16 protein-coding genes are annotated in these 13,489 nt (G+C 65.3%); 4 read left to right on the top strand and 12 right to left on the bottom strand.

The annotated features are described in order from the left end of the window. On the top strand, positions 1-735 hold a 735-nt coding region (locus VGD20_RS11560), incomplete at its 5' end, for an FAD-binding protein (protein WP_331134586.1). Positions 736-817: 82 nt separating this feature from the next. Here VGD20_RS11560 and VGD20_RS11565 read toward each other — a convergent pair. The 5 genes from VGD20_RS11565 to leuC all read right to left on the bottom strand — a co-directional run bounded on the left by VGD20_RS11565 (position 818) and on the right by leuC (position 4,508). Then, on the bottom strand, positions 818-1,114 hold the full coding sequence (locus VGD20_RS11565; protein ID WP_331134587.1) for a hypothetical protein: 297 nt from the start codon (positions 1,112-1,114) through the stop codon (positions 818-820). Between the two features lie 75 nt (positions 1,115-1,189). Beyond that, complete coding sequence (locus tag VGD20_RS11570; RefSeq protein WP_331134588.1) at positions 1,190-1,399, bottom strand: DUF167 domain-containing protein; 210 nt, start codon at positions 1,397-1,399, stop codon at positions 1,190-1,192. Between the two features lie 65 nt (positions 1,400-1,464). Next, entirely contained in the window at positions 1,465-2,460 is a 996-nt protein-coding gene (locus VGD20_RS11575; RefSeq protein ID WP_331134600.1) for an NADPH:quinone oxidoreductase family protein, read from the bottom strand. Between the two features lie 30 nt (positions 2,461-2,490). After that, positions 2,491-3,081 (bottom strand): 3-isopropylmalate dehydratase small subunit, encoded by a 591-nt coding sequence (gene leuD, locus VGD20_RS11580; protein WP_331134589.1) that lies wholly within the window; start codon positions 3,079-3,081, stop codon positions 2,491-2,493. Next, positions 3,078-4,508: a 3-isopropylmalate dehydratase large subunit gene (gene leuC, locus VGD20_RS11585; RefSeq protein ID WP_331134601.1), complete on the bottom strand. Its 1,431-nt coding sequence runs from the start codon at positions 4,506-4,508 to the stop codon at positions 3,078-3,080. Before leuC ends, leuD begins: the two co-directional genes overlap by 4 nt. A 206-nt stretch (positions 4,509-4,714) precedes the next feature. On the opposite strand from leuC, the gene VGD20_RS11590 reads away from it, so the two are divergent. After that, positions 4,715-5,233: a sterol desaturase family protein gene (locus tag VGD20_RS11590; RefSeq protein ID WP_331134590.1), complete on the top strand. Its 519-nt coding sequence runs from the start codon at positions 4,715-4,717 to the stop codon at positions 5,231-5,233. On the opposite strand, the gene VGD20_RS11595 is transcribed toward VGD20_RS11590, so the two are convergent. From VGD20_RS11595 to VGD20_RS11620, 6 genes are all read right to left on the bottom strand, one after another. Then, a complete protein-coding gene (locus VGD20_RS11595; protein ID WP_331134591.1) occupies positions 5,230-5,910 on the bottom strand; it encodes a glutathione S-transferase family protein in 681 nt (226 codons plus the stop codon). The genes VGD20_RS11590 and VGD20_RS11595 overlap by 4 nt on opposite strands. Further along, entirely contained in the window at positions 5,898-6,875 is a 978-nt protein-coding gene (locus VGD20_RS11600; protein WP_331134592.1) for an NAD(P)-dependent oxidoreductase, read from the bottom strand. The genes VGD20_RS11595 and VGD20_RS11600 overlap by 13 nt, the downstream gene beginning before the upstream one ends. A 70-nt stretch (positions 6,876-6,945) precedes the next feature. After that, on the bottom strand, positions 6,946-8,253 hold the full coding sequence (locus tag VGD20_RS11605) for a serine hydrolase domain-containing protein (protein ID WP_331134593.1): 1,308 nt from the start codon (positions 8,251-8,253) through the stop codon (positions 6,946-6,948). After that, positions 8,237-8,893, bottom strand: a complete 657-nt coding sequence (locus VGD20_RS11610) for a CoA transferase subunit B (protein ID WP_331134594.1) — start codon at positions 8,891-8,893, stop codon at positions 8,237-8,239. The genes VGD20_RS11605 and VGD20_RS11610 overlap by 17 nt, the downstream gene beginning before the upstream one ends. Continuing rightward, positions 8,893-9,771 (bottom strand): HAD family acid phosphatase, encoded by an 879-nt coding sequence (locus tag VGD20_RS11615; RefSeq protein WP_331134595.1) that lies wholly within the window; start codon positions 9,769-9,771, stop codon positions 8,893-8,895. The genes VGD20_RS11610 and VGD20_RS11615 overlap by 1 nt, the downstream gene beginning before the upstream one ends. After that, positions 9,771-10,481 carry a CoA transferase subunit A gene (locus VGD20_RS11620; RefSeq protein ID WP_331134596.1) on the bottom strand — a complete coding sequence of 237 codons (711 nt, stop codon included), beginning with the start codon at positions 10,479-10,481 and terminating at the stop codon, positions 9,771-9,773. The genes VGD20_RS11615 and VGD20_RS11620 overlap by 1 nt, the downstream gene beginning before the upstream one ends. Before the next feature lie 90 nt (positions 10,482-10,571). On the opposite strand from VGD20_RS11620, the gene VGD20_RS11625 reads away from it, so the two are divergent. Further along, positions 10,572-11,522: a LysR family transcriptional regulator gene (locus VGD20_RS11625; RefSeq protein WP_331134597.1), complete on the top strand. Its 951-nt coding sequence runs from the start codon at positions 10,572-10,574 to the stop codon at positions 11,520-11,522. Between the two features lie 11 nt (positions 11,523-11,533). On the opposite strand, the gene VGD20_RS11630 is transcribed toward VGD20_RS11625, so the two are convergent. Continuing rightward, on the bottom strand, positions 11,534-12,094 hold the full coding sequence (locus tag VGD20_RS11630; RefSeq protein WP_331134598.1) for a hypothetical protein: 561 nt from the start codon (positions 12,092-12,094) through the stop codon (positions 11,534-11,536). A 191-nt stretch (positions 12,095-12,285) separates the two neighbouring features. Here VGD20_RS11630 and VGD20_RS11635 point away from each other — a divergent pair, with 191 nt between their 5' ends. Then, a complete protein-coding gene (locus tag VGD20_RS11635; RefSeq protein ID WP_331134599.1) occupies positions 12,286-13,422 on the top strand; it encodes a beta-ketoacyl-ACP synthase III in 1,137 nt (378 codons plus the stop codon). The last annotated feature ends 67 nt before the right edge of the window (positions 13,423-13,489 follow it).

The following is a 13,489-nucleotide window of genomic DNA, read 5'->3' on the forward strand; positions in this document are numbered from 1 at the left end:
CACTACAATATGGGCGGCGTCCCAACCAACTACCGCGCCGAGGTGGTGACGCTGAAGGACGGCAACCCGGACAGCGTCGTCCCCGGCCTGTTCGCGGTCGGCGAGGCAGCCTGCGTTTCGGTCCATGGCGCCAACCGCCTCGGCTCCAACAGCCTGATCGACCTCGTCGTCTTCGGCCGCGCGACGGGCCACCGCCTCAAGGAAATCCTGACGCCCGGCGCCGCGCAGCCTGCGCTGCCGAAGGACAGCGCCGACTTGGCGCTCGGCCGCCTCGATCATTTCCGCAATGCGAACGGCGGATCGCCGACCGCGGTCATCCGCGACGAAATGCAGCGCGCAATGTCGCAGCATGCCGCCGTGTTCCGTACCGACGAACTGATGGCCGAGGGCAAGGAAAAGCTCACGAAGACCTATCAGCGGATGAACGACATCCATGTCACCGACCGCAGCCTGATCTGGAACACCGACCTCATCGAAACGCTCGAGCTCGACAATCTGATCAGCCAGGCGACGGTGACGATGCATTCGGCGTTCAATCGCAAGGAAAGCCGCGGCGCCCACGCGCATGAGGATTTCCCGAATCGCGATGACGCCAACTGGATGAAGCACACGGTCAGCTGGTTCGACGGCTGGGGCGGCAAGGGCGGCGGTGTCCGCCTCGATTACCGCCCGGTCCACGAATATACGCTGTCGGACGACGTCGAATATATCAAGCCGAAGGCGCGCGTTTACTGAGTCCGGGCGAAAGTCGCAGGGTTATTTGGAAAATTGGTACGTCGGCGACGCGGGGACCTTCGGGTCGTCGCGTCGCGGCGCGTCACTCCTCGCCGAACAGATTGTCGATCGGATCCATGTCGGAAAAGGGCTGGTCTACGTCCTTGCCCATGATCCACAGTTTCTGGAGCGCGATGGTGAAGAAGATCAGTGCGACGGTCCAGACGATGAAGGTCTTGCGGACCTGCCAGCGGCGTTCGGCCTCGGCCGCTGCGGCGCGCGCCTTGTAGTCGATCCCCAGTTCACCTTCGAACTCGGCGACGAGCTGGGCGCGGCGGGTGCGCGAAATATTCGCGATACTCGCGTTATTCTCGTCACTTGTCGATCGGCGAGTCGCCATTGATTCACCCTCGGCCCACTAGTCCTGCTTCCGACCATAGGGCGGAGGCCCTGCCAAAGGGTTAACCGGCTCCCGTCATTCGGGCGCGATTCCGACAAGTTTGATCCGTGCGCTGGCTCCGCGTAGCAGCGTCAGGTCGCGGCGCGGGCGCCGTAACGCCGTTGCCAGCAATTGCAGAACTGCCTCGGTGGCCGCGCCATCGGCCGGCGGGGCCGTGACGCGCAAAAACACGGCGCCGCCCTCGACCTTTACCGCGTCACGGCTGGCGCCCGGCGTTACCCGCACCTCAATCCGTCCCGAAGCCGCGAGGTGGCGCAGGGCGTCCGTCAGCGCGGGATCGGGACGGAATTTCAGATCGTCACCACCAGCTTGCCGACCGCGCTGCGATCGCCCAGCTTGGCGATCGCCTTGCCGCCGTCGGCGAGGGCGAAGCTTTCGGTGACCCGCGGCTTGATCTTGCCCTGTTCCCACAGCTGGAACAGCCGGGCGATATTCGCACGGTTGCGCGCCGGTTCGCGCATCACGAACGCGCCCCAGAAAACCCCGGCGACGTCGCAGCTCTTGAGCAAGGTCAGGTTGAGCGGCAGGCGCGGGATACCGGCGGGGAAGCCGACGACGAGGTAGCGGCCTTCCCATGCGATCGAACGCAGCGCTGGCTCGGCATAATCGCCGCCGACGGCATCGTAGATGACATTGGCGCCATTCGGGCCGACCGCCGCCTTGAACTTTTCGGCGAGCGCTTTCGAGCCATCCTTGTCGAACGGCTGATAGCCATAGACGACGACCTCGTCGGCGCCCGCCTGGCGTGCGATTTCGGCCTTCGCTTCGCTCGACACACCCGCAACGACACGCGCGCCGAACGCCTTGCCCAGTTCGACCGCTGCGATTCCGACCCCGCCCGATGCGCCGAGAACGAGCAAAGTGTCGCCCTCGCTGATATGCCCGCGATCGACGAGCGCGTGGATGCTGGTGCCATAGGTCATCAGCAGCGACGCACCTGCCGCGAAATCATGACTGTCGGGCAGGTGGTAGACATTGTGCACCGACACCGCGACCGCCTCGGACATGCCGCCGTTGCCGCAGCCCGCGATCACCCGGTCGCCGACCTTGAACTCGGTGACGCCTTCGCCAACTTCGGCGACGAGCCCCGCGACTTCGCCGCCGGGCGCGAAAGGGCGCTCGGGACGGAACTGATATTTATCCTCGATGATCAGCACGTCGGGGAAGTTGACCGCGCAGGCCTTCACATCGATCACGATCTGGCCCTTGCCCGCGGTCGGACGCGGCAGTTCGCCGAGTTCGAGCGTTTCTGGGCCGCCGGTTGCGGTCGACAAGAGAGCCTTCATCATCTTCTCCTCTATGGTGTTCGGTAAGCCTTATGCTGCAGGGCGCATCCATGGCCGATCGGCGTCGAGCTTCTGTTCGTAAGCACCGATTGCCGCGTCGCTCTTTTCGGTCAGCGAAATCTCGTCGAGTCCTTCGAGCAGGCACATCTTGCGGAACGGGTCGATCTCGAAGGTGAAGCGGTCCTGGAACTGCGTCGTCACCGTCTGATGCTCGAGGTCGACGAAGACCGGATCGGTTGCCGCGACCTCCATCAAACGGTCGATCGCCGTCTGCGGCAGGACGACCGGCAGGATGCCGTTCTTGACCGCATTGCCCGAGAAAATGTCCGAGTAGGAGGGCGCGATCACGACGCGGATGCCAAGGTCGCCGAGCGCCCATGCGGCATGCTCGCGGCTCGATCCGCAGCCGAAATTGTCGCCCGCGATCAGGATCGGCGCGCCTTTATATTCGGCGCTGTCGAACAGATTGTCCGGATCCTTGCGGATCGCCTCGAACGCGCCGCGGCCCATGCCCTCGCGCGTCGTCGTCTTCAGCCAGTGCGCAGGGATGATCACGTCGGTGTCGACATTCTTGAGCCCGAACGGGATCGCGCGGCCTTCGACCTTGTCGAGCGGGGTCATGCCAGCAGTTCCCGCACATCGGTGAGCTTGCCCGTCACCGCCGCCGCCGCTGCCATCGCGGGGCTGACGAGGTGCGTGCGTGCGCCGGGGCCCTGGCGGCCTACGAAATTGCGGTTGCTCGTCGACGCGCAGCGTTCGCCCGCTGGCACCTTGTCGGGGTTCATCGCAAGGCACGCCGAGCAGCCCGGTTCGCGCCATTCGAGCCCTGCGTCGGTAAAGATGCGGTCGAGCCCTTCGGCCTCGGCTTGCGCCTTCACGAGGCCCGATCCGGGGACGACGATCGCCCATTTGACATTGTCGGCCTTGTGGCGGCCCTTGATCACCGCGGCGGCGGCGCGCAGGTCTTCGATGCGACTGTTGGTGCAGCTGCCGATGAAGATATTTTCGATCGGCACGTCCTGCATCCGCGTGCCGGGTTCGAGCCCCATATAGGCGAGCGACTTGGCGGCGGCGGTCTGTTTCGACGGGTCGGCGAAGCTGCCCGGTGCGGGGACGACGCCGGTGATCGGCACGACATCCTCGGGGCTCGTGCCCCAGGTCACGCTCGGTGCGATATCGGCGGCGTCGATGACGACCGTCTTGTCATAGGCCGCGCCCGGATCGGTCGCGAGGCTCTTCCAGTAAGCGACCGCCGCTTCCCAGTCGGCGCCCTTCGGCGCATAGGGGCGGCCTTCCAGATATTCGAAGGTCACGTCGTCAGGCGCGATCAAGCCCGCCCGTGCGCCGCCTTCGATCGCCATATTGCTGACGGTCAGACGGCCCTCGACCGAAAGCGCGCGGATCGCGCTGCCGGTATATTCGATGACATGGCCGGTACCGCCCGCGGCGCCGATGACACCAGTGATGTGAAGGATGATGTCCTTCGCCGTGACGCCGGGGCCGACTTCGCCCTCCACGCGGACTTCCATCGTTCTGGCGGGCTGCAGCAGCAAGGTCTGCGTCGCGAGCACATGTTCGACCTCGCTCGTTCCGATCCCGAAGGCGAGCGCTCCGATGCCGCCATGGCACGCAGTGTGGCTGTCGCCGCAGACGATCGTGGTGCCGGGCAGCGAAAAACCCTGCTCGGGGCCGACGACATGGACGATGCCCTGCTCGGGTGCGACCGCGTCGATATAGCGGATGCCATATTCGGGGGCGTTCTTTTCGAGCGCCGCGAGCTGCGCTGCACTCTCGGGGTCGGCGATCGGCAGCCTGTTGCCGGCCGCGTCGAGTCGCGCCGTCGTCGGCAGATTATGGTCGGGCACCGCAAGGGTTAGGTCAGGACGACGCACGGTGCGGCCGCTCGCGCGAAGCCCCGCAAAGGCTTGCGGGCTGGTGACTTCATGGACCAGGTGGCGGTCGATGAAGATCAGGCAGGTTCCGTCGGGGCGCTGTTCGACGACATGCGCGTCCCATATTTTCTCGTAAAGGGTGCGGGGCCGGGTCATGCGGCTCACTTACGCCAGTCGCATAACAATGCAAGCGAGTGGCGATCAAAAACGCAATTTTCGGTCGCGCTTCCCTGATTCTCCTTCGTCATGCCGGACTTGATCCGGCATCCCGCTTTGCGACGTCGATAAGCGGGACCCCGGATCAAGTCCGGGGTGACGAGGAGATGATGGTGTGGCTGCCATAGTCGGCCTATAATCGCCGCATGTCGCTGCTCGCCATCCTCCTGCTCGTCCTTGCCACCACCGTGGCCATGGAGTTCGTCGCGTGGGCGAGCCATAAATATATCATGCACGGTTTCGGCTGGGCGTGGCACCGCGATCATCATGAGCCGCACGACAAGCTTCTCGAAAAGAACGATCTGTTCGCAATCTTTGGCGCGGCGATGAGCATTTCGATGTTCGTGATCGGCAGCCCGATGATCATGGGCGCGTCGGCGTGGGAGCCCGGGACGTGGATCGGGCTCGGCATCCTCTTCTACGGCATCATCTATACGCTGGTGCACGACGGGCTCGTCCACCAGCGCTATTTCCGCTGGGTCCCGCGGCGCGGCTATGCAAAGCGGCTCGTGCAGGCGCACAAGCTCCATCACGCGACAACCGGCAAGGAAGGCGGGGTGAGTTTCGGCTTCGTCTTTGCGCGCGACCCGGCAAAGCTGAAGGCCGAACTCAAGGCGCAGCGCGAGGCGGGAATCGCGGTGGTTCGCGAAGTGCTCGCCGACTAGGCCGTCCGGTAATCGGCGGTAATGGCGCCCGCCGCCGCGAGTTCGGCCTCATGGCTTTCTTCGCGCCAGCTTTCGGCGAGTGCCTGCTGTTCCCAATCCTGCATTGCCGGATGTGCGAGCATATGGTCGACCCACGCCTGCCCGGCGCCGACGTCGAGGCCGTATGTGCGGATACGGAAGGCGACGGGCGCAAAGAAGGCATCGACCGCGGTAAAGTGGCCGCCCGCGAGGAAGGGGCCGCCGAAGCGCGACAAGCCCTCCGCGAACAATTCGCGGATACGGGAGACGTCGAGCCGGAGTGCGCCCGACGGCGGCTTGGGTGTCACGCGAACGCCAACGTTCATCGTGCAATCATTGCGGAGCGCCGAAAAACCGCTGTGCATTTCCGCCGCCGCGCACTGCGCCCACGCGCGTGCGTCGGGGTCGGTCGGCCATACGCCCTCGTGCCGGTCCGCGAGATACAGCGCTATGCCCAGCGAGTCGTAAACCGTCCGTCCTTCGTCGAGCAGGGCCGGCACCTGTCCGGTCGGTGAGAAACTGCGAAATTCGTCATAGTTGATCGGGTTGCTGAACGGCTCGATCTGGTCCTCGAACGCGATGCTGAGCGCGCGCATCAGCACCCAGGGGCGCAGCGACCAGCTCGAATAATTGCGGTTGGCGGTGATCAGCACATACATGCTTCGCGCTCCTGTGTGACGATGGGGGAGGTGTAATCGGGGTCGTGCGCGAAGGGCAACTCGGTACGGTCGCGCAGCGCCGCAAGCACGCTGCCGAAGTCGCTCTTCGCGCGCCAGCCGAAGCGGCGTTCGGCGCGCGACGGGTCGTAGACGCGGTCGATGATGTCAGGAAGCACCCAACCTTGCGCGGCGTAGAGTTCGGCGGCGTCGGGGTGGTGGCGCGCGATCACTGCACGCGCATCGCGGGCCAGCTCTTCGGCTTCCTCGCGTGCGAAGGGCGGCGGCGCCGAGAGGATGAAGGTGTCGCAGCCGATCGCCGGTGCGGCCTCGAGCGCCGCGAGATGCGCCGCCGCGGCATCCTCGACCGTCAGACGGCGGTGGAGCAGTTCGTTCGCCTTGAGGTTCGGGCCGCTTGGCACCGCATGCGTATCGTCATCCTCAGGGAAGAAGCGTCCTGTGCGCAGGATGAGCGCGGCGATCCCATGCTCGCGGTGGACGAGCCTCAACGCCTGCTCGGCGGCGAGCTTGGTGATGCCGTAAATGTTGCGCGGCTCGATCGGACCGAAATCCTCGTCCATCCACCACGCGCCCGCTTCGCCCGCGCCCTCGCGCACATCGGCGCGGACCATCAGCGAGGTGGTCGAAGTGAAGAGGAAGCGGTCGTTGCCCGCCGCGACCGCGGCTTCGATCAGGTTCAGCGTGCCGCTGACATTGACGTCGACGAACGCCTGGCGCGGATAGCGCACGATGTCGGGCTTGTGCAGCGCGCCGCCGTGAATGATCGCCTCGATCCCATGTTCGCCCATCGTCCGGTCAATCAGCGCGCGATCGGTCACCGTGCCGATCACCTGCGTGGGCGCACCGGGAACGACGTCGAGCCCGGTGACTTCATGGCCGTTCCGCGCGAGCAGGGGTGCGAGATAGCGCCCGAGCCAGCCCGACGATCCGGTCAGCAGCACGCGCATCGATCATTCTCCTCCCGGTCTTTGACGTGCGCGCCTGATACACAGACAGCGCGCCGGGGGGCAAGGGCGGTTACCCTTTCGGCGCCGCGGCAGCGGGGCTGGCCGCGGCCGCGCCGCCTTTCGGCTGCGGCAGTTCGCTCAGGTCTAGCCAGCCTGCGTCCTCGCGCTTGTGATAGCTGTCGATCACCGTGAACGGGATGCGGAAAGGAAATCCCCAGTCGCTGTTCCACAGCGCGACCACGCCCGTCCGCGTGGACGGTTCGAAAATCATCGTCGCGCGATAGCCCTCGACCGCGCCCGAATGACCCTCGAGCCTGCTCCCGCCATAGGTGAAGCTCCGCCAGCCAAGGCCATAACCCGCATCGCCCGTGGCAGCCCGCAGGGTGCCGCCATAAAGCCGCCCGGTGCCGACGCGCGGGCGATGGGCAAGCTGCAGCACCGGACCCGGCAGCACATCGGGGCGCTGCCCCATCATCGCCTGCATCCAGGTCGCGAAATCGACGATATCGCTTTCGACCCCCGCGGCGGCGGGAACGCGCCAATAGGCCTCCTTGACCGGACGGACCTGCGCGCCGCGGTGCGGCTTCGCCCAATCCTTCGCGCCCGTCAGCCGCTCCCTCCCGTAACCCGCGCTGACCATGCCGAGCGGGCGGAAGAACCGGTTCTCGACCGTATCGGCGAAAGGTTCGTTTGCGGCCCGCGCCAATATCTCGCTTGCGGCATCGAAAGCGACATTCTGATAGGTGTGGCAGGTGCCGGGTTCGCATTGCAGCGGCGCGGCGGCAAGACTGGCGCGCAGCGCTGCGGGATCCTGCCCCTCCTCCAGCTTTTCGTCATAAGCGTTTTTGGTGAGCCCCGTACGCTGGGCGAGCAGCTGGTCCAGCGTGACATGCGCCTCGGCGCCGCCGGGCAAGCGTAGCGACGTCCCGAGGCCGGCGACCGGACGGTCCAGATCGATCGCGCCGTCCGTCGCCAATGCGGCCGCCAATGCGCCCGTTGCGGTCTTGGAAACCGAGGCCCAGCGGAACAGCGTTTGCGGCGTTACCCGCGCCCCGGTCGACTTGTCGGCGACGCCATAGGTGCGGACGAAGCTGAGCTTCCCGTCTTCGACGACCGCGACCGCCAACCCCGCCATTTCGGGGCGCTGCGACAGGGCAGTGAGTTGGCGGTCGAGCGCAGAATAGTCGATCCGTCCGCGCCACTCGGCGGGCGTGTCGGGCAGATTTGCAGGGCCCGTGATCGGGATTGCGACGCTCGCCAGCGGGTGCTTCCCGCCGAGCGCGTGAACGCCGAACCAGCCCGCCAACCCCAGCGCGACGATCGCGATGAGACGGGAGAAAACCGGCTTCTTCGATTTCTTTTTAGACTGCGACCTCATAATTGGCCGTCGTCTTAGCCGCGACTTCCTCCGCCGTCACCCCCGGTGCAAGCTCGATCAGTTTGAACGGGCTGTCATGATTGTCGCGCCTGAACACCGCGAGGTCAGTGATGATCATGTCGACGACATTCTTGCCGGTCAGCGGCAGTGTGCATTCGGGGATGAACTTCGGGCTGCCGTCCTTGGCGTTATGTTCCATCACGACGATGATCTTCTTGACCCCGGCGACCAGGTCCATCGCGCCGCCCATGCCCTTGATCATCTTGCCCGGGATCATCCAGTTGGCGATGTCGCCGTTTTCGGCAATCTCCATCGCGCCGAGGACGGTCAGGTCGATATGCCCGCCGCGGATCATCGCGAAACTGTCCGACGACGAGAAATAGGCCGATTGCGGCAATTCGCTGATCGTCTGCTTGCCGGCATTGATCAGGTCGGGATCCTCGTCGCCTTCGAACGGGAAGGGACCGATGCCGAGCATGCCGTTCTCCGACTGGAGCGTGACCGTCATCCCTGCGGGGATATGGTTCGCGACCAAGGTGGGGATACCGATGCCGAGGTTGACGTAATAGCCGTCCTGCAGCTCCTTCGCGGCGCGCGCCGCCATGTCATCACGCGTCCAGCCTTTAGTTTCTTGGGCCATTATTTCGGCTCCCATTGCTTATCGGAGGGGAAGGCGTCGTCCCAGCCCAGTTTTTCCCACGGGCCGTAGACGGGGTTGGGGAAAAGGAACCAGCCCTTGTCCCAAAGTGCGGTGGCACCCGCGCTGGTGGCGAGCGCCATGCGCTGCGCCGCGGGCAGGTCCCGGGCGTTGAACTGCTGGCTGAAGTCGCCGAGCTGGTCGCCGCCGAGGATGATCACGCAATATTTCGACGCGATCGTCGCGCGGCGGCCATCCTTGCTCGACCCGCCGGCGTCGTCGCCCATCAGGAACAAGGTCTCGCCATGTTTGAACTCGCCGAGTCCGGCGGCGCGCAGCGTATCCTCGCTGCCCCTGGCATTGGCGGCGCTGCGGTTGGTGTTGGCGATGACGGCGATGCCCGCGGCGCGGAGCCTGTTCACCATCTCGACGCTGCCGGGCATCGCGATCGCCTTGCCCGCGCCGGTCTTTTCCCACTGGTCCCAGACCTTGAGGTCGAAGCCGGTGCCCTTTTCGGCGAACTGACGCATCGGGCCGAGGTTCCAGATCAACGTCTCGTCGGCATCGAATACCGCGGCGAAGGGCTTGTTGCCGCACGGTTCGAACGCCGGGGCATCCATCGTCGCGCCGGGCGCGAGCACGACGCTATCCTTCGGCCGCTGCCCGATCCGCCCCACGCCGTACTCGGCGATCCGCGCATTGGTCGCGCGCACCGTCACGGCTGCCTCGGGCGAGCCGTAGAGATATTGCAGAGCGACCGGCGGCTTGACGGTGTCGACCGGAACCGGGGCGGTCGGCGGAGCCGGAGCCGTTGCCACCTCTGCCGGCGCATTCGCACACCCTGCAAGAAGTAGCGCGGCGCCGATGGCGAAGCGGCGCATCACGCGGTCTCGCGCGGGCGCGTCGTGCGGAATTCGATCTTCTTGTCGTACGGCGCGCCGAGGACGAGGCGTTTCACATAAATGCCGGGGAGGTGGATCGCATCGGGATCGAGGCTGCCGACGGGCACGATTTCCTCGACCTCGGCGACGCAGATCTTCGCTGCGGTCGCCATCGGCTGGTTGAAGTTGCGCGCGGTCTTGCGGAAGATCAGGTTGCCGCTCTCGTCGGCCTTCCAGCCCTTGATGATCGCGAGGTCGGCAAAGATCCCGCGTTCGAGGATATAGTCCTGCCCGTCGAAATTCTTCACTTCCTTGCCCTCGGCGACGAGCGTGCCGACGCCGGTCTTGGTATAGAATCCGGGGATGCCCGCGCCGCCCGCGCGGCAGCGTTCGGCGAGCGTGCCCTGCGGGCAGAATTCGACCTCGAGTTCGCCCGCCAGATATTGCCGCTCGAATTCCTTGTTCTCGCCGACATAGGACGAGATCATCTTCCTGACCTGCCTGGTGCGGAGCAGCTTGCCGAGCCCTTCGCCATCGATCCCGGCGTTGTTGCTGGCGATCGTGAGCTCCTTCGTGCCCGCATCGCGGATCGCGTCGATCAGCCGTTCGGGAATACCGCAAAGGCCGAACCCGCCTGCGCAAATCTGCATGCCATCAAAGAGCAGCCCTTCGAGTGCGGCGGCGGCGTCGGGATATTGCTTCTTCCCCATGGGACGGCTCTCCTGAATGGTTTCGCGCGCGACCTTGGCGCATTTGATCCATCAATTCTAATTGTTCGATTTTTGGATTATATATAGACAATGTCTATCAATCGCGTCTCGCTCTATCATCTCGAAACCCTGCTCTGGATCGACCGGCTCGGGACCTTCTCGGCGGCCGCCGAGCGGCTCAACACCACCCAGCCGACGGTATCGGCGCGGATGCGCGAACTCGAACAACGGCTCGGCACCGCATTGTTCCGCCGCGAAGGGCGCGCGATGTCGCTTACCGCGGCGGGCCGCAAGCTCGTGCGCGACTGCGACCCGCTGCTCCGCGACATGCAGATCGCGTTGCTCGGCAGCGGAGGCTATGGCGAGGCGAGCGGGGTGGTGCGCATCGGTGCGGGCGAGATCGCGGCGGCGAGCTGCCTTCCGGGCTTCGTCGCGGGATTGAAGGCCGATATGCCGGGTGTCGGACTCGAGATCGAGATCGACCTCACCGCGAACCTGATCCAGCAGCTTCTGACAGGGCGCACCGACATGGCCTTTGCCGCCGGGCCTATTGCGCACCCGGCCCTCAAGACCAGCCCGATCGGCGAGGTCGAGCTGGTATGGCTTGCCAGTCCCGCGGTCGCTGCGGCCTTCGCGGGCGGCGAGGCGATGCTTCCCGTCTGGTCGCTCGCCAGCCACTCACCGATTCACGGCCGCATGCGCGAGGCGATCGAGGCGTCGCGCATCGCGCAGAAATCGCTCAACCTTTGCAACAATGCCCGCACGATGATCGACATCGCGAAAGCCGGGGGCGGAATCGGTATCTTCCCGCAGCCGATGGTACGGAGCGAAGTGGCAAGCGGCGCGCTTGCCCATATCGAGGGCATGCCCGCGCTCGCCCCGGTCGAGTTCCACGTCGCGATGCGCGTGACCGATACCGAACCCGTGCTGACGCAAATCTTCGAACGCGCCGCAAAGCTCAACCTCGCCGACGCTGGTGTCAGTCGAACGGCGGGAAGCGACAGGGAGCGGCCCTGTCTTTCATCGTCATCCCGGACCTGATCCGGGATCCATCAATTTGCGGGTCTGGTCTCGTCGACCTTTTCGACCCATTCGGGATAGAAGCTCGGCTCGCGCGCCGACCAGCCGGGGGCGGTGGCAGCGGCTTCGCTGATCGACTGGAGCAGCAGCTTGCGCTTGTCGGGGTGGAGGTGCGGCAGCGACGCCGCGGCGCAGAAGGCGCCGGGCAACCACGGCCGCGCATGCGCGCCGAGCAACCGTTCATAGAGGAAGCGATAGGGCGCGAAGGCGGGCAGCCGGTCCTGCCCGAGGTCGAAAGCCGACACCGCAATCAGCGGCGCCATGAAATGTTCGAGCGCGTCGAGGCCGCTGTCATCGGGGATATGCGCACGGATATCGACAAGCCGCTGATAGACGCGCGCCTGAACGCGGATCGCGGTTTCCTCGACCATGTCGCGCGACCAGCGCGCGATCGCGTCGTCGCGTTCGAGCCCGATGTCGAGCGAGCGGCGGATGTAGCGCTGCGTTGCGGCTGGGAAGCCCGCGAACTCCTTGATTTCCGATATCGACAGGTCGCCTGCTGCCGGTCCCGAACGCCCAGAACGCGTAACCATGGTCATGCTCCCGCACGGCACCCGGGGAGCCATCCCCCCGGAGGCCTGCATCAAACAGTCTGCCACCAAAATGGTTAGTGGCGGGTTAACCATGTCGTCGGGAAGTGTTCAGGCAATCGAGGGGCGTTGCGCGGCGGCGCGGCGGAGCCTAATCAGCGTGTCTTGAAACTGTAAGACACATGAGAGCCGCCATGTCGCATTCACCGCAGCCGGTCATTTCCGCAACCGGCCTCTTCACCCCCGCCGAACGCATCTCGAACGAAGAACTTGTTGCGAGTTTTAACGCGTATGTTGCGCTGCACAATAGGGAAAATGCCGCCGCCATCGCAGCGGGCGACATCGCCGAACTGACCGAATCGAGTGTCGAATTTATCGAAAAGGCGAGCGGGATCGGGTCTCGCTTCGTCGTCGACAAGGCGGGCATCCTCGACCCCGAACATATGGCGCCGCGGATCGCCGCGCGCGACAACGACGAAATCTCGATCCTCGCCGAGATCGGCGTTGCGGCAGCGAAGGATGCGCTCGCGCGCGCCGGGCGCGACGCATCACAGGTCGATGCGGTGCTCTGCGCCGCGTCGAACATGCAGCGTCCCTATCCGGCGATGGCGGTCGAGATTCAGGACGCGCTTGGCATCGACGGCTTCGGGTTCGACATGAACGTCGCCTGCTCGTCGGCGACATTCGGCATCCAGACCGCCGCCGACTATATCCGCGCGGGCCACGCCAGGAGCGTGCTCGTCGTGAACCCCGAAATCTGTTCGGGCCACCTCAACTGGCGCGACCGCGACAGCCATTTCATCTTCGGCGACGTCGCGACCGCGATCCTCGTCGAGGACAAGGATATTGCTCCGGAAGGCCATTGGGACATTCTCGGTACCAAGCTGAAGACCGTCTTCTCGAACAATATCCGCAACAATTTCGGCTTCCTCAACCGCGGGCACGGCGGGATCGACCAGTCGGGACCGAAGAGCGACAAGCTGTTCGTTCAGGAAGGCCGCAAGGTGTTCAAGGAAGTCGTCCCGATGGTCGCGAACATGATCGTCGAGCAGATGGAGGTGCTGGGGCTCGAAGGCGGCGACATGCGCCGGCTGTGGTTGCACCAGGCGAACACCAACATGAACCGCCTGATCGCGCAGCGCGTGCTGGGGCATGAGGCGAGCGAGGACGAGAGCCCGACGGTGCTCGACACCTATGGCAATACGTCGAGCGCGGGGTCGATCATCGCCTTCCACCTCAACCATGCGGACATGGCCGCGGGCGACACCGGACTGATCTGCTCGTTCGGGGCGGGGTACAGCGCGGGCACGGTGTTCGTGCGGAAGACTTAGCGCGTTCCCCGGCGAAAGCCGGGGCGCAGCGGGGCCAGCGCAGGTTCGCAATGGGCCCCGGCTTTCG

The organism is Sphingopyxis sp. (assembly GCF_036402335.1).
In the GTDB taxonomy this organism is placed as follows: domain Bacteria; phylum Pseudomonadota; class Alphaproteobacteria; order Sphingomonadales; family Sphingomonadaceae; genus Sphingopyxis.